General features: G+C 52.4%; 16 protein-coding genes. 14 read left to right on the top strand and 2 right to left on the bottom strand.

Annotated elements, in window-relative coordinates; genetic code table 11:
* Positions 1 to 128: 128 nt before the first annotated feature.
* From pgi to cysQ, 3 genes are all read left to right on the top strand, one after another.
* Complete coding sequence (gene pgi, locus K1Y77_RS11095) at positions 129 to 1,802, top strand: glucose-6-phosphate isomerase (RefSeq protein ID WP_264428466.1); 1,674 nt, start codon at positions 129 to 131, stop codon at positions 1,800 to 1,802.
* A 23-nt stretch (positions 1,803 to 1,825) separates the two neighbouring features.
* Positions 1,826 to 2,680 carry a UTP--glucose-1-phosphate uridylyltransferase gene (locus K1Y77_RS11090; RefSeq protein WP_030071964.1) on the top strand — a complete coding sequence of 285 codons (855 nt, stop codon included), beginning with the start codon at positions 1,826 to 1,828 and terminating at the stop codon, positions 2,678 to 2,680.
* Between the two features lie 91 nt (positions 2,681 to 2,771).
* Positions 2,772 to 3,530: a 3'(2'),5'-bisphosphate nucleotidase CysQ gene (gene cysQ / locus K1Y77_RS11085; RefSeq protein WP_264428463.1), complete on the top strand. Its 759-nt coding sequence runs from the start codon at positions 2,772 to 2,774 to the stop codon at positions 3,528 to 3,530.
* A 162-nt stretch (positions 3,531 to 3,692) separates the two neighbouring features.
* On the opposite strand, the gene K1Y77_RS11080 is transcribed toward cysQ, so the two are convergent.
* On the bottom strand, positions 3,693 to 4,433 hold the full coding sequence (locus tag K1Y77_RS11080; RefSeq protein ID WP_264428461.1) for a ZIP family metal transporter: 741 nt from the start codon (positions 4,431 to 4,433) through the stop codon (positions 3,693 to 3,695).
* A 317-nt stretch (positions 4,434 to 4,750) separates the two neighbouring features.
* On the opposite strand from K1Y77_RS11080, the gene K1Y77_RS11075 reads away from it, so the two are divergent.
* The 3 genes from K1Y77_RS11075 to K1Y77_RS11065 all read left to right on the top strand — a co-directional run bounded on the left by K1Y77_RS11075 (position 4,751) and on the right by K1Y77_RS11065 (position 6,710).
* Positions 4,751 to 5,182 (top strand): stalk domain-containing protein, encoded by a 432-nt coding sequence (locus tag K1Y77_RS11075; protein WP_264017940.1) that lies wholly within the window; start codon positions 4,751 to 4,753, stop codon positions 5,180 to 5,182.
* A gap of 87 nt (positions 5,183 to 5,269) precedes the next feature.
* Positions 5,270 to 6,442: an RNA-guided endonuclease InsQ/TnpB family protein gene (locus K1Y77_RS11070; protein ID WP_264428459.1), complete on the top strand. Its 1,173-nt coding sequence runs from the start codon at positions 5,270 to 5,272 to the stop codon at positions 6,440 to 6,442.
* 19 nt (positions 6,443 to 6,461) lie between these two features.
* Positions 6,462 to 6,710 carry a hypothetical protein gene (locus K1Y77_RS11065; protein WP_264017942.1) on the top strand — a complete coding sequence of 83 codons (249 nt, stop codon included), beginning with the start codon at positions 6,462 to 6,464 and terminating at the stop codon, positions 6,708 to 6,710.
* A gap of 124 nt (positions 6,711 to 6,834) precedes the next feature.
* Here K1Y77_RS11065 and K1Y77_RS11060 read toward each other — a convergent pair whose 3' ends face one another.
* Positions 6,835 to 8,112: an RNA-guided endonuclease InsQ/TnpB family protein gene (locus K1Y77_RS11060; RefSeq protein ID WP_264017943.1), complete on the bottom strand. Its 1,278-nt coding sequence runs from the start codon at positions 8,110 to 8,112 to the stop codon at positions 6,835 to 6,837.
* A 69-nt stretch (positions 8,113 to 8,181) separates the two neighbouring features.
* On the opposite strand from K1Y77_RS11060, the gene tnpA reads away from it, so the two are divergent.
* The 8 genes from tnpA (at position 8,182) to K1Y77_RS11020 (ending at position 13,945) form a co-directional block, all read left to right on the top strand.
* On the top strand, positions 8,182 to 8,580 hold the full coding sequence (gene tnpA, locus K1Y77_RS11055; protein ID WP_030072029.1) for an IS200/IS605 family transposase: 399 nt from the start codon (positions 8,182 to 8,184) through the stop codon (positions 8,578 to 8,580).
* Between the two features lie 87 nt (positions 8,581 to 8,667).
* On the top strand, positions 8,668 to 9,018 hold the full coding sequence (locus K1Y77_RS11050) for a hypothetical protein (protein ID WP_264428456.1): 351 nt from the start codon (positions 8,668 to 8,670) through the stop codon (positions 9,016 to 9,018).
* Positions 9,019 to 9,037: 19 nt separating this feature from the next.
* On the top strand, positions 9,038 to 9,433 hold the full coding sequence (locus K1Y77_RS11045; RefSeq protein WP_264428454.1) for an IS200/IS605 family accessory protein TnpB-related protein: 396 nt from the start codon (positions 9,038 to 9,040) through the stop codon (positions 9,431 to 9,433).
* A gap of 554 nt (positions 9,434 to 9,987) precedes the next feature.
* A complete protein-coding gene (gdhA, locus tag K1Y77_RS11040; protein WP_264428453.1) occupies positions 9,988 to 11,340 on the top strand; it encodes an NADP-specific glutamate dehydrogenase in 1,353 nt (450 codons plus the stop codon).
* Positions 11,341 to 11,486: 146 nt separating this feature from the next.
* Positions 11,487 to 11,900 (top strand): nucleoside diphosphate kinase regulator, encoded by a 414-nt coding sequence (rnk, locus tag K1Y77_RS11035; RefSeq protein ID WP_030071985.1) that lies wholly within the window; start codon positions 11,487 to 11,489, stop codon positions 11,898 to 11,900.
* A gap of 15 nt (positions 11,901 to 11,915) precedes the next feature.
* Positions 11,916 to 12,170, top strand: a complete 255-nt coding sequence (locus K1Y77_RS11030) for a transposase (protein ID WP_320055285.1) — start codon at positions 11,916 to 11,918, stop codon at positions 12,168 to 12,170.
* 136 nt (positions 12,171 to 12,306) lie between these two features.
* Positions 12,307 to 12,600 carry a helix-turn-helix domain-containing protein gene (locus K1Y77_RS11025; RefSeq protein ID WP_432613049.1) on the top strand — a complete coding sequence of 98 codons (294 nt, stop codon included), beginning with the start codon at positions 12,307 to 12,309 and terminating at the stop codon, positions 12,598 to 12,600.
* Positions 12,590 to 13,945: a type II toxin-antitoxin system HipA family toxin gene (locus tag K1Y77_RS11020; RefSeq protein WP_264428452.1), complete on the top strand. Its 1,356-nt coding sequence runs from the start codon at positions 12,590 to 12,592 to the stop codon at positions 13,943 to 13,945. The genes K1Y77_RS11025 and K1Y77_RS11020 overlap by 11 nt, the downstream gene beginning before the upstream one ends.
* Positions 13,946 to 13,959 lie beyond the last annotated feature (14 nt).

Below are 13,959 nucleotides of genomic sequence, written 5' to 3'. Positions count from 1 at the left end.
TCATACTTAACAATTATTTGTCATCCTATTGTAAACTCTAGCGTTGAATGTAAAGAGGTTTGGGCTGGCGTGGCTTTTGCTTTGTATAGTTATCACGTCCACCCTTAATTTTTTCAAGGAAGACACTCATGAACTCTCCGCTATCGAGCGCCACTCCACGCGTTTATACCCCCGTCAGTGAACTGCATTTGCATGCCGAGCATCTTCAGGCCCAGTCGTTAAGTGACTTGTTAGGCAGTGGTTCTACTGCTGCCCAGCAACGTGCTAATGCATTAGCGTTTACCTTTGGTAGCTTGCATATTGATTTCAGCAAACAGCGCTTAACCACTAAAACACTAATGCTTTTAAAGGATTGGGCGGAAAGTTGTGGATTGGCAGCTAAGCGTCAGGCGTTGTTTGCAGGTGCAAAGGTCAACACGTCTGAAAGGCGTGCGGCGTTGCACGTGGCGGCAAGGTGGCCGAGCAGCGAAACACCCCCCGAGGGGATGGAGAGCGCGGCAGCTTTTTGCCAACACCAGCGCAAGCGTATGGCGGAGATGGTGGAGCGCGTTCATAGCGGTAAATGGTACGGTGCTACTGGTCAAGCGATCACTGATATAGTGCATATTGGCGTAGGTGGCTCTGATTTGGGGCCAAAATTGGTCAGTGAAGCGCTAGCGGACCGCCCCAGCAGTGCCAAAGTGAACGTGCATTATGTTTCCACGATGGATGGTGCGCAGCTGCTGCCCTTAATGGAGTGCTTAAACCCAGCGACCACACTACTGGTGCTGGCGTCTAAATCGTTCACTACCGCTGATACCCAGTTTAATGTGCGCACGGCATTGGCATGGTTAAGCCATGCGCTTGAAGTCGATGAAGCCACTGTGTGCTGTCATCAGTTGATTGGCGTGTCGTCTAAGCCTGAAAAAATGACCGAGTTTGGTGTGCCTGAGGCACAGCAGTTGGTATTCAAGGAGTGGATTGGCGGGCGTTTTTCATTATGGTCGCCGATTGGTATCAGCGTAGCAATGCAGCTGGGTGTGGTGTGTTTTGACGCGCTGCTAGAGGGAGCGCATGCCATGGATAAGCACTTTCTGCATACGCCCATTGAGGAAAACTTGCCCGCCCTTGTGGCGTTAGTAGGGGCCTGGAACTCTCAGTTTTTAAACATTCCGACCCATGCGGTGCTTCCTTATGATGGCCGATTAAAAAGCTTGCCTGCGTATCTGCAGCAGTTGGAAATGGAATCTAATGGTAAGAGCGTTGGTCTAGATGGCCGGTCGGTTACCCATGCAACCTGTCCTATTTTGTGGGGGGATGTAGGGCCTAATGGGCAGCATGCGTTTTATCAGCTGTTACATCAGGGTGTTCATACCGTCAGCGCTGATTTTGTGGCAGTGGCGCAGCGGGCTGGCGTTGGGTGTGAAAAGATTAATCGTTCACTGAAAGCCCAAGAGCAGTTAACCTTAGCGCACTGTTTGGCGCAGTCGCAGCTGTTTGCGTTAGGCGATGATGCGATTCCTCAAGCGCTGCGCGGTTTAATGGCCCAGGGGTATCGCGGTAATCAACCTAATTCAGTTGTGCTGCTAAAAACGTTGGATGCGTGGTCGATCGGTGCACTACTGGCGCTTTATGAGCACAAAGTGTTTGTTCAATCGGTATTGTGGAATTTGAACCCTTTCGATCAGCCGGGGGTAGAGTTAGGTAAGCGGTTGGCAACTAGCCTTTACCAAACACTGGCGGACGAGCCGGTTGAGTATCAAAATGTAGAAGATCCGAGTACTGCTCAATTGCTGCATAAAGTGAACGAGTGGCGTAAGTAACGAAACGATAAAGGACGTAGTTAATGACTCAAGTTCGCAAAGCGATTATTCCGGTGGCGGGTTTTGGCACGCGCCTGCTGCCTATTAGCAAGGCGATCCCTAAGGAGATGGTGCCCGTGGTGGATCGTCCGCTTATTCAGCACGTGGTGGAAGAAGCGCTGGCGGCCGGAATTAATGAAATCATTTTGGTAACCCGGGCAGGTAAATCTGCCATTGAAGACCATTTTGATGCCCACTTCGAGCTTGAGCACTCATTAGCGAGTAAGGGGAAGGATGCGTTGTTAGAAACGCTGTCGGCTATTTCACCCAAAAAACTCAAAGTGACCAGCGTCCGTCAGCCTAATGCCAAAGGCTTGGGCCACGCTATTTTCTGCGCCGCGCACCTGTTAGATAAAGACGAGCCATTTGCCGTTATTCTACCCGACGTGTTGGTGAAACCACAGGTGGGTAATGCAGCGTGTGACTTGGGCAGCATGGTAGAGCGTTGGGATGCTAACGGTGCCTCGCAAATCATGGTCGAAGCTGTGCCTCAGGAAGAGGTCTACCGCTATGGCATTGTTGATTGTGACGAGCCAGCCGCCGGTGAAAGTGCCGATATGCGTGGTGTGGTAGAGAAGCCAGCGCCTGAAGAAGCGCCTTCACGCCTTTCGGTGATTGGCCGCTATGTGCTGCCGTATCGCATTATGGAGTTGCTACGTGACCAGCCCCCCGGTGCGGGTAATGAAATTCAGTTGACCGATGCGATTGACCGGTTGATGCAGGAAGGCAAAACCGTGCAAGCGTTCCGTATGCATGGTCGCACCTTTGATTGTGGGCATATTGAAGGCTGGTTAAAAGCCAATACCACGCTCGCCCGCGAAGCGGGTTACGACGTGTAAATCGCTAGCCGTAAGACGAAGATTATAAAAGCCGCTCAGTTCATACTGCAGCGGCTTTTTTCGTTTATAGCGGTTTTGATGGAGAGGTTCTATGAAAAAGCTATTAGAGCAGGTGCTAGAAATCGCGCACGAAGCGGGCAGTGCCATTATGTCCGTTTACGCCCGCGAATTTAGCGTGGAAGAGAAGGAAGATAAAAGCCCCCTCACGGAAGCGGATAAAGCAGCCCATGAGGTGATCATGCGTGGTTTGCAGGGGCTTGCTGTGCAGCTACCAATACTCTCTGAAGAAGATATCGAGGGCTTTAGTGGGGTAGACAGCGATGGCCGTTATTGGTTGGTCGACCCGCTTGATGGCACCAAAGAGTTTATCAAGCGTAACGGTGAGTTCACCGTGAATATTGCGCTGATTGAACAGGGTAAGCCGGTGTTAGGCGTGGTGACTGCCCCTGCGCTTGAAACCGCTTATGTGGCTGCTGAAGGTGTTGGCGCGTTTAAGGTGGAAGCGGATGGTCAGCGCCATGAAATTCGTGTTGCGGGTAAGCCGGAAGCGGCTGCTTGGCGCGTGGTGGGGAGTCGTTCGCACCCAAGCCCCGACCTTGCTGCCTGGCTTGAAACGCTGGGTGAGCATGAAATGCTGCCCATGGGTAGTTCGCTTAAGCTCTGCTTAATTGCAGAAGGCAAAGCCGATGCGTATCCCCGTTTAGGTCCGACTTGCCTATGGGATACGGGTGCCGCACATGCCGTGGTGCTTCAAGCCGGTGGTCGTGTTGAAACCCTAGAAGGGCAGCCGCTTAGCTACGCCAACCCCAGCGAAAAGCTTAACCCGTACTTTGTTGTTTGGGGGCATTAAAAGCAGCGCGCAGCGGTGCTTAGGTTGGGAGCGGTGCCTTTTGGGCGTCGTTCCGCCGCCTCCCGCGGGGGCCGCCTGCGCTCGTTCCTCGCGATCGGCGTTACCACGCGCTATCCATCGCCACTCAGACCAAGGTATGGGGGGAGAATGTCGCGCTTGTCGTTAAATAGAAACCTGGAAAATCATCATGCTCAGGAAGGCAAAAACCACAATGACGCCGATGGTTGCTGGTTGCAGTTCTTTGTTGGCATCGGGAAGCAGTTCTGCGAACACCATCCAAATCATCGCCCCGGCAGCCAATCCTAGGCCAAAGGGAAGTATCGATTGAAACGTGTTCACGAATATATAGGCGGGTACCGCCACAAGTGGTTGTGGCAAGCTACTGAAAATACTCCAGCCTGCTGCCCTGAGTACTGACATGCCGCGAGGGACAAGGATTAGTGCAATGGCCAGCCCTTCGGGAATGTTATGGATAGCAATTGTGGCGGTAATCAGCAAGCCAAGATCCTGACCACCCCCATAAGATACGCCCACCCCGATGCCTTCGGCAAAAGAGTGGGCGGTCATAACCCCGACGATCATGAGCATTTTTTTGGCGTCGGCGTCATTTAGCTCGCCAATGTCTGGCGCATTCTGCTTCTCAATCCCTTGGTAGGCGAGATAAACCAGAATAAGTCCGGTGGCGATGCCAGCCAGAGTGAGCCACTCCTGTTTTGCCATACCTTCCTCTATAAGCGTATGGCTAGCGGCGAGCATTAGACCAGCGGCGATGGCGGCACCGGCACTTAGCCATTTCTGACCGACATTTTTGCTTAACGCTAGGGGCAGGGCACCAAGCCCCGTCGTCAAAGCGGTGATCAGCGCAGCGATAAATACGGCAAACAGGGTTACTTCTAGCGCCATATCAGTTCCTGTTTAAGAGGCAAGTTGACGGCCTTTGAGGGCATTAGGGCTGAAAATGAGTGCTCGGTCCAATAGCAACAATCACGTTCCAAGCTAGCTCTCGTTGTTTTTACGCTGAAAATAGCGTTTTTCCAATGCTTGGCACGTTTCCACAACGCTCTGGCAGCAATTCAAAAGTTCCTGGCATTCATTCCTGTTATTTCTATGGTTACGACAACTTGATTCGTAGTGGTCTCCAGCGCAACGGTTGCTCGACGATCGCTATCTTATCGGTACTGAACCTTTACCTAACAATGGAATCATTGCCAGGAGTAATCATGGATAACAAAAAAACGTTACTCGCACTGTCACTTGCGTCATCTCTATTGCTGCTAAGTCCAGCGGCGATGGCGCATGGTGGTTCGCCGGATTATTTGCCCATTGACCAAGTGCTTCGCTCTTCAGGAGCAACCTATGAACTCAATGATGACAGCAATGAGTTGTTGATCACTTATGGTGAGACCGAAATTCGAGTGCCCTTGGGGGAGACGCAGGCGTTCTACAATGGGGAGCCCGTTGAGCTCTCTGCTCCGGCCAGGCTACATGATGGGGAAGTTCAGGTAGAACGTAGCTTCGTGCACGATCTTTTTAGGGATCATGTGCCACAGACCATGATGACAGAAAGTCGGCGTCATCCTCTCGATTCACTGACGGCTGAGGAAATTAGCAAAACTCCGCGTAAACCCTCGCCCAGTCGGGCGGGGATATAAGCGGGCAGCGCGATAGCGCTGCAGGGTTTGATCTTTGCCCTTCGCCACTTATAATGGATAGATATACAGCTTTAATAGCCCCATGCCATGCTGAAAGCCACGAAAGTACGTCTCTACCCGACCCCTGAACAGGCAGCGTTCTTGAACGCCCAGTTCGGCGCGGTGCGGTTTGTGTACAACAAGGCATTGCATATCATCAGCACACAGTACAAACGGCATGGCACCAAGCTCCGCGCCAAAAAAGATCTCAAGCCGCTGCTAGCGGTGGCGAAGAAGTCCCGCAAGTATCACTGGCTCAAGGATTTTGACTCGATTGCGCTGCAGCAAGCGTGCATTAACCTGGATCGGGCCTTCCAGAACTTCTTTAACCCCCAGTTAAAAGCCCGTTACCCCAGGTTCAAGCGTAAGCACGGCAAACAATCGAGCTATCACTGCACCGGCATCAAGCTCGGTGAAGGCGAGATCAAGATACCAAAACTCACGTCTATCAAGGCGCGCCTTCACCGTGAGATCACCGGTACGTTGAAAAGCATCACCTTAACCCGCACCACCACCGGCAAATACTACGCCTCGGTGCTGGTCGATGACGGAGAGGAAGCCCCGGCACCGCTGCAAACAGTGGACGCCGTGCTGGGTGTGGACATGGGGCTGATACACCTCGCCATCGACTCGGAGGGTCATAAAACCCCCAATCCCCGCTTTCTCAAGCGTGCGCGCACCAACCTGCGCCGCAAGCAGAAAGCGCTCTCCCGCTGCCAGAAAGGCAGCAAGGGCCGTGCGAAAGCACGGCTAACCCTTGCCAAGGCGCACGAGCGCCTGGCCAATGCCCGTGCTGATTTCCAGCACAAGCTGTCTCGACAATTCATTGACGACAACCAAGCGGTGGTGGTTGAGACGCTGAAAGTCAAAAACATGCTGAAAAACCGCAAGCTGGCAAAACATATTGCAGATGCCAGTTGGCACAGCCTGATCCAAAAGCTGGTGTACAAGGCAGCAGCCCAAGGCAAGCATCTGGTCAAAATCGATCAGTGGTTTGCCAGCTCCAAAACCTGCGCTGGCTGCGGCCATAAGGTCGATAAAATGCCGCTCAGCATTCGTGCCTGGGATTGCCCCGGTTGTGGTGCGCAAGGCATTGACCGTGACATCAACGCCGCGATCAACATTCGTCATCAGGGTATTATCAAACTACGAGCCGAAGGACTGTCGGTTCCTGCCCACGGAGGCCTGCGTAAGCCCGGTCACGCGCCGGCAGCGGCCTGAGAAGTGGGAAGCCTCGCCCGTGGCGCACCAGCGCTTAGGGCGGGGAGCAGTCACTCAGGCTGCCGATGCCGTCAAGTCATCGTCTCATTATCAAGACAACATGCGGTTTACCGAAATACGGCTAGCAGACCAGGATAAGAGCAGTGTCTGGGACTGGTCCTTTGGTGGTGAGCATGATTTTAATCGGCATGTTGAATTCACCGTCTTGGACGGTCGTAGGGTAATTGAAGGCACTCTAGATTTGGCGTCTGGCGAGATACTTCGTTGACATCCTCCCCTCCCTTCGCGCTGCCGCGACTCAGGAAGAGGATTCCCTTTCGGGTGGCCACTGGTCGCCCGGTGGTCTGGTTCCTGCTGCTGGCGGCCCTACTGCACCACTCACTTCACAGGCGCTACGGGCGTCGTCCCGCCCTGATCAGGTCTGACTGGTTCGAGGCTTCGAGCAGGTCGAGGCCTCGGTGAAGCACGTTGATAGCTCCTACGACATCAGCGTTTTCGGCGTAGCCACAGTGCGTGCAAAGAAAACTCGCCTGCGTCTTGCGGTTGTCTGCCGACTTGTAAAAGCAGGCTGGGCAGGTCTGGCTCGTGTGGTGCGGTGGTACCGCCACAAACAGGCCCCCAGTCCATGCCATCTTGTACGCAAGCTGGCGCCGAATCTCGTACCAACCTTGGTCGAGGATCGAGCGGTTCAGTCCTGACTTTTGCCGGACATTACGTCCCGGTTGGGTAACCGTACCCCTTGCAGACTTCGACATGTTGGCGACTCGGAGGTCTTCGACAGCGACCATGGCGTGGTTATTGCAGATCGTCGTCGTTGCCTTGTGTTGATAGTCGCGCCGTATATCGGCAATACGCTGGTGAATACGCGCAATCTTGCGCTTCTGTTTTTTCCAGTTAGCGGAGCCGCGTTCCTTGTGCTTCAGTTTGCGTTGGGAAGCCGCCAGTTGGTCCTTTGAGGCAGCGAAGCTACGCACCCCGGAGAACGTAGTGCCATCGCTCAGCGTCATGTTCTTGGCAATCCCCATGTCGACGCCGACTGCGCCTTGGTCAGGTACACGGGTCGGCTTGACATCGACTGCACACATAATAGCGACGTGCCAGTTGCCACACGCATCGAGTGAGACGGTGGCGTTGCGAGGCTCACCGTCGATGACGCGGGACTGGTACATACGCACCCAGCCCAGCTTGTTGGGCAGCTTGATGCGGCGTTGATCGAGGGCGCAATACTTGGGGAAGTTGACGAAGCGCATGGTCGAGTGATGCGCGATGCGCTTGGTCCTGAAAACTGGGAACCCTCGCTTCCCTGAGCACCAATCCTTGATGGCCTTGTCTCGCAGGTCGCGTTGACGCTGCTGAAGGTTGTCCGTGTAAGCCTCTTTCAGAAAGATCAGTTCTGGCGCTTTTTTCCACTGTGTCAGTTGTTTGTTCAGGCCCGCTGCGCTCGGTAAACGCTTAGCCAGAGCGATGCGCTCCTTAGGGGCTAGATCATTGAGGGCCTTGTACAACGACTTGCGGTCACCCTCGAACGCGAGTTCTTTTCGGACGATGTCGAGCATTATTTCAAGGGACTTGTTGTACGCCAACCGTCCACACCCCGCCATACGGTAGAGCAGCGCTTCTGCTTCCGGTGTTGGCTTCAGCTTGAATCGGTAGGCTTTCAGGACCTTCATGGCAAACTCAGTGTGTGGTAACTTATAGTCAATCATAATCGGCTAATTGAGCATAGTTCAACATTCAGTATGTACAAAATCAATAAGGCGCGACACAGTGCTTACCTGCTTCACGCTCACATCGTGTTCGTAACCAAGTACCGTCGGAAGATTCTCGGTGAGCTTCACCATGAGGCCTTTCAGCAGATTGCTGGCGAAGTTTGCGCTGACTTCGAGGCCGAGCTTCGTGAGTGCCATGGTGAAAGTGATCACGTGCATCTGCTGGTCGAGTACCCCCCCAAGGTACAACTCACGAAGCTGGTCAATTCCTTGAAGGCGGTCACGTCACGGCGGATGCGAGCGGAGTTCAGCGACCTGCGGGGTGCCTACACCAAACCAGTGCTTTGGAGCCGGTCGTACTTCGTGGGATCGTGCGGCGGAGCGCCACTGGAAGTCGTTGCCCAGTACATCCAAAATCAGCGGGGCTGACGCCCCGCACCGCATTCACCCCACACCTTGGTCGGTGTGGGCACCCTGCGGATTAAGGGGTGGGAACATATCGAAGGCGCACATGGCATGATTACCTACGATGACTTTATGGCTGTTCAGGAAATTATTGCCGAAAGTGAAGCCTACAAAGAAGCGTTGAGAAGGCACGGCATCGAGGATACTGACAAAGTGGCGGGTACCCCGCTTACGGTGGGTTACTTTGATGGCGAAGATGGTCTGGAACAAGAGTCTAGACTGTTAAAGGTGGTGTCCTACCTTGATGTTGGCGATGGCAATTATTGGGCGCACCCAATTGAAAACCTTGTCGCGGTCGTTGATCTGGAAAATAACAATATATTGAAGATCGAAGACGAAAGCGTCGTTCCCATGCCGATGACACCACGGTCCATGCGCGAGGCTTTATCTCGCCACGGATAAAGACCGGGAGCATCGGCTGATGGCCAGCATTCGTCAGGCCGCCAAAAAGCACACACGCCACGGCAGCCGGTTACCCCCGGGCTTCTGTCGCCGCGACCACCAACGGCTAACCCATCTGGCAGACAATCAAGTCCACCAGATCAGTCGGCAGTTGGTGAATTTAGCGCTTGATCATCATTGCCAGGCGATTGCGGTCGAAAACCTGAAGGGGGGGCGACCTAAAGCGGGAAAAAAGCGGACACCGATGAAGGCACGGTTTCACCGCTGGTTTCATCGCCAGCTCGTAACACGCATCGGTAGCAAGGCCGTCGAAGTGGGGCTGCGTTGTGTGGCAGTTTATGCCCGTGGCACGTCCCGCTACGCCTTCGACGGATCAGGGCCAGTAAAACGTGATAAAGACAACTACAGCCAGTAGCCAGTGCACGTTTAGCTCCGGCAAACGCTATCACGCCGATCTGAACGCGGCCTATAACATCGCCGCTCGCGGCCATGTGTTTTTTCAGGGCGGTCAGCGCAAGCCGACCGCCCGCATGAGCTCGCAGACGCCGGCTCATGCACCGAGAACCCCGGTGACGCTCTCCTCGCTCTGGCAACAGGGCGTGTGAGAGGAATAAGAATCTGCGATTCTATTCTTCGAATGAATCGTCGGAGGGTTCAACGACTACTTGACCATAACAGCTCAACACACAATGAATGATGAGTCGACAGAGGCTGCATCCCAGTGCTAACGCCCCTAAGGGAAGTTTCAGGTGACTCATTGTTGGTAGGCTTTTCGTTTATATATCGTTTATTAGTGCTTGTTAATTGCACCATAAAAGGGCAATTTGGTTTCCACTTTAGTCTACTTTTCTTGTTTTTTTTGCTCATACCGAACCGGCATAGGGTATGCAGGTTAGCGCACTCGCAGTTAAATACGTCAACGCTCTGGCCAGCAAATCGACGTTTTTAACTATAAATGGGTGTCTGTCTATGCCTTATGTTCACGATACGCTGACGCGTTTAGCAAAAAGTAGTCCTGCACAAACTGAGTTTTATCAAGCAACAGAAGAAGTGCTTGAGTGCCTGCGTCCGCTGTTCGAGCGTGCTCCGCACTACCATGATCACAGCATCATTGAGCGTATTGTTGAGCCGGAGCGTCAGATAATGTTCCGAGTGAGCTGGGTCGATGACGCCGGTCGTGTGCAGGTGAATAAAGGCTACCGTGTTCAGTTTAATTCGGCGCTTGGCCCGTACAAAGGAGGTTTGCGTTTTCACCCGAGCGTGACCTCAGGCACGATTAAGTTTTTAGGGTTTGAGCAAATATTCAAAAATGCCCTGACTGGTTTGCCGATTGGTGGTGGTAAAGGTGGCTCTGATTTCGACCCTAAAGGTAAATCAGATAACGAAATCATGCGTTTTTGTCAGTCATTTATGTCAGAGCTTTACCGCCATATTGGGCCGCATACGGATGTGCCTGCTGGTGATATTGGGGTGGGTGCGCGTGAAATTGGCTATCTGTTTGGTCAATATAAGCGTTTAACTGGGCGTTACGAAGGCGTATTAACAGGTAAAGGGTTGAACTGGGGCGGCTCTCTTGGTCGTAAAGAAGCGACTGGTTATGGTGCAGTTTATTTTGCCGAGAACATGCTGGCGGCAAAAGATGAATCGTTACAGGGTAAAACGTGCTTGGTATCAGGTGCGGGTAACGTGGCTATCTACACCATTGAGAAACTGTATGAGCTGGGAGCTAAGCCGGTTACCTGTAGTGATTCAAAGGGCACTATTCATGACCCTAACGGTATCGATTTAGGGCTGTTAAAACAGTTGAAGGAAGTTCAGCGCATCTCGCTAGAAAGTTATTTGCACGAGCATCCTGACGCGCACTACATTTCAGCGCGAGACTACCCGCAGGATGGCCATGCGGTGTGGCGCATTGAAGGCGATGCAGCGTTCCCTTGTGCCACCCAAAATGAACTCACTGAAGCGGATGCGAAGGCGTTATTGGCCAACGGCGTTACCTGTGTGAGTGAGGGCGCCAATATGCCTTCTACGAAAGAGGCGGTAGACCGCTTTTTGGAAGCAAAAATTGCTTATGGACCTGGCAAGGCGGCCAACGCGGGTGGCGTGGCGACCAGTCAGCTTGAAATGGCGCAAAATAGCAGCATGGAGCAGTGGCCGCTGGAGAAGGTGGACCAAAAGCTTAAGCAGATTATGGCGGATATTTATCGTCAGTGTGCCGACACGGCCAGTGAGTTTGGCGAGCCGGATAATCTTGTATTGGGTGCTAACATTGCCGGCTTCCGTAAAGTGGCCGATGCGATGATTGAGCAGGGTGTTATATAGTCGCTTTTATTAGCTAAACCACATACACTGTTACGACACAGTCCTTTCCCTTTGGGGAAGGGCTGTTTTCGTTGGTGCGCTATAAGGGGGAGATCTTAAGCGCATCCATTGGTATCACCGCTATTTGCTTTCCAAGGAGAGTAGACATGGGGCAGCGTCCTCCTATTATTATTAATCGCCTTGATGCCGACCGGCTTCAGCGCTTGATTGATACGGCATCTGAAAAAGACATGATGGTTGCGGAGCTGCTTGAAGAAGAATTAGCTCGCGGAGAGGTGCTTGATCCTCAGGATATTCCTGAGGATGTGGTGAGCATGAATAGTCAGGTGCGCTTTACGGATTTAACCCGTGAGCGTCAGATGATTCGTACCTTGGTTTATCCTCATGCCCTTGAAAGCGTTGAAGATGGTATCTCAGTGATGGCACCTATTGGTGCGGCGTTAATTGGCTTACGAGTCGGCGATGTGATCGAGTGGCCGCTACCCAACAACACTGAGGTACGCCTGCGCATTGATGCGATTTTCTGGCAGCCCGAGCGTGAAAAGCAGTTTCATCGGTAAGTAGGCGGTGTTGACCTGGGGCTAACCCACCGCGTCATCACCAGTGACGGCGACAAAGTTCCTACCCCGCGCTTTCTGCGGCGCACTGAGCAAAAGCTGGCACGGGCACAGCGCTGTTTATCGCGCAAACAGAAAAGCTCGAACAACCGCACCAAGGCGCGGCACCGGGTGGCCAAGGCCATTAGCGACGTGGGCTGGCATCAGCTCACCCAACAACTGACTTACAAGGCCGAGCGGTACGGGCGTGACTTTGTTCAGATCGGCAAGTAGTTTCCCAGCTCGAAGCACTGTTTTCACTGTGGTCATCGAGTAATTTTCTATATCACTGTCTCTATTGGATATAATAGTAGCCATTATGCGGTTTTAATCCATATAATGGACATTATTGTATCCATTCTGGTTTTTGATGATGAATCTTACATTACTAGATGATACCGATGTGAGCCAAGCGTATGCCACTTACTTACGTGAGTTACGCCAACAAGCAAAGTTATCACGAGCTGCACTGGCAGAGCGCAGCTGTGTACCAGCAGCGACCATTAAGAAGTTTGAGCTGACTGGGCAAATTTCATTTCGCCAACTGCTGTTGCTTTGGCAGACACTCGACTCGTTGGATCGGCTTTATCAGCTCACTCAACCAAGCAAGAATCAAGCTACTGTCCCAAGTAGCATTGATGAGGTGCTAAAAGATGCCTTTTAAACCTATCCAAAAACTCAACGTAGCTCGAACCTTAAGCTCAGGTGAGCAGGTGGCAGTCGGTGTGTTGGCTCAGAATCGGCAAGGCGTTTTTTTTCAGTATGTTGACAGCTATGTGAAGCAGTTTGGAAATTTGTCGCCTTTTACTTTGCAAACCAATACGCAAGTGCAAGCCGCCCCGAAACAGCCTCATCAAGGTGTGCATGGTGTATTTGGTGATTGCTTACCTGATGGCTGGGGAATGCTGTTGCAAGATCGTATTTTCCGTCAAAAGGGCATTCTCCCTAATCAATTAACGGCGATGGATAGACTGGCCTTTGTTGGTGATAAAGGTATGGGGGCGCTCTCTTTCTTGCCGGTATCTGAGTTCTCAACTGAGCTCCAATCTGACATTGATTTAGCGACGTTGGGTTTAGAAGCGCAAACGCTCTTCGATGTTTCAATGTCTGACCATATTGATAGCAACCACGATGATTTCGATGGGTACGCTCAGCAAGTGTTGGCCGCATTAGTGGCCGGTGGCAGTTCAGGAGGTGCAAGGCCTAAGGCGCAGATTTATATGCCTTCTGGCGAAATTAAACGTTGTCGAACATTCGCACAACGCGGTGATGAAGCTTGGCTGATTAAGTTTACTTCAAAGCATTTAGCGCTAGGGCATGAAGAAGGTCTGTGTGAGGCTGTCTATTTGCAAATGGCCGAGCAAGCCAAGTGTCAACCGCCGATTTGGCAACTTATTGAAGCGCCTCGCATTAGCGGTGCACCTGCGTGGTTAGCGCTTAAACGTTTTGACTATATGGCTGAGCGCTCTGCTTTAAGAGACGAACCTCATGCAGGCCGCCTTCATATGCACAGTGCCTGTGGTTTGCTGGATGCGGACTTTCGAACCCCAAGTTTAGATTATATTGACTTGATCAAAGCCAGCCGACAGTTGTGTAAATCCCCAGCCGCAGGGCAACTGCAATTTCGACGCGCCATATTTAATCTGCTGTCGTCTAACCAAGACGATCACAGTAAAAACTGGGCTTTTTTGCAGTCGGACGACGGTCAATGGCAGCCAGCCCCCTTTTACGATGTCACCTATAGCCCCCATCCATTTAACGAACACGCCACCGCTTTTGGTGGTTATGGCAAAGCTCCGCCGATTAAGGTCATGCAAAAGCTTGCCGCAAGTGCCGGCTATGGGAGTTGGAATGAAGCGCGGCAAGTCGTTGAAGAAGTATCTCAAGCAATCAGCCAATTTGCTCATCTCGCACAGCAGCAGGGGATCAGTAAAACGACAGTGTCATCTATCACTAAAACACTGGATCAGCGTAAACAGGAAAATGCAGCCCTTTTTCTACAACATTGATATCCTTTCCCGAC

Origin of the sequence: Halomonas qaidamensis (assembly GCF_025917315.1) — a bacterium.
In the GTDB taxonomy this organism is placed as follows: Bacteria; Pseudomonadota; Gammaproteobacteria; order Pseudomonadales; family Halomonadaceae; genus Vreelandella; species Vreelandella qaidamensis.
Note: the sequence above shows the minus strand (reverse complement) of the source record. Positions and strands in the feature narration are given on the sequence as shown.

Bases quoted from the DNA above. Each gene is read 5' to 3' on its own strand.
- pgi (WP_264428466.1), top strand. From the start codon at position 129: ATGAACTCTCCGCTATCGAGCGCCACTCCACGCGTTTATACCCCCGTC.
- K1Y77_RS11090 (WP_030071964.1), top strand. From the start codon at position 1,826: ATGACTCAAGTTCGCAAAGCGATTATTCCGGTGGCGGGTTTTGGCACG.
- cysQ (WP_264428463.1), top strand. From the start codon at position 2,772: ATGAAAAAGCTATTAGAGCAGGTGCTAGAAATCGCGCACGAAGCGGGC.
- K1Y77_RS11080 (WP_264428461.1), bottom strand. From the start codon at position 4,433: ATGGCGCTAGAAGTAACCCTGTTTGCCGTATTTATCGCTGCGCTGATC.
- K1Y77_RS11075 (WP_264017940.1), top strand. From the start codon at position 4,751: ATGGATAACAAAAAAACGTTACTCGCACTGTCACTTGCGTCATCTCTA.
- K1Y77_RS11070 (WP_264428459.1), top strand. From the start codon at position 5,270: ATGCTGAAAGCCACGAAAGTACGTCTCTACCCGACCCCTGAACAGGCA.
- K1Y77_RS11060 (WP_264017943.1), bottom strand. From the start codon at position 8,112: ATGAAGGTCCTGAAAGCCTACCGATTCAAGCTGAAGCCAACACCGGAA.
- tnpA (WP_030072029.1), top strand. From the start codon at position 8,182: ATGTACAAAATCAATAAGGCGCGACACAGTGCTTACCTGCTTCACGCT.
- K1Y77_RS11050 (WP_264428456.1), top strand. From the start codon at position 8,668: ATGATTACCTACGATGACTTTATGGCTGTTCAGGAAATTATTGCCGAA.
- K1Y77_RS11045 (WP_264428454.1), top strand. From the start codon at position 9,038: ATGGCCAGCATTCGTCAGGCCGCCAAAAAGCACACACGCCACGGCAGC.
- gdhA (WP_264428453.1), top strand. From the start codon at position 9,988: ATGCCTTATGTTCACGATACGCTGACGCGTTTAGCAAAAAGTAGTCCT.
- rnk (WP_030071985.1), top strand. From the start codon at position 11,487: ATGGGGCAGCGTCCTCCTATTATTATTAATCGCCTTGATGCCGACCGG.
- K1Y77_RS11025 (WP_432613049.1), top strand. From the start codon at position 12,307: ATGATGAATCTTACATTACTAGATGATACCGATGTGAGCCAAGCGTAT.
- K1Y77_RS11020 (WP_264428452.1), top strand. From the start codon at position 12,590: ATGCCTTTTAAACCTATCCAAAAACTCAACGTAGCTCGAACCTTAAGC.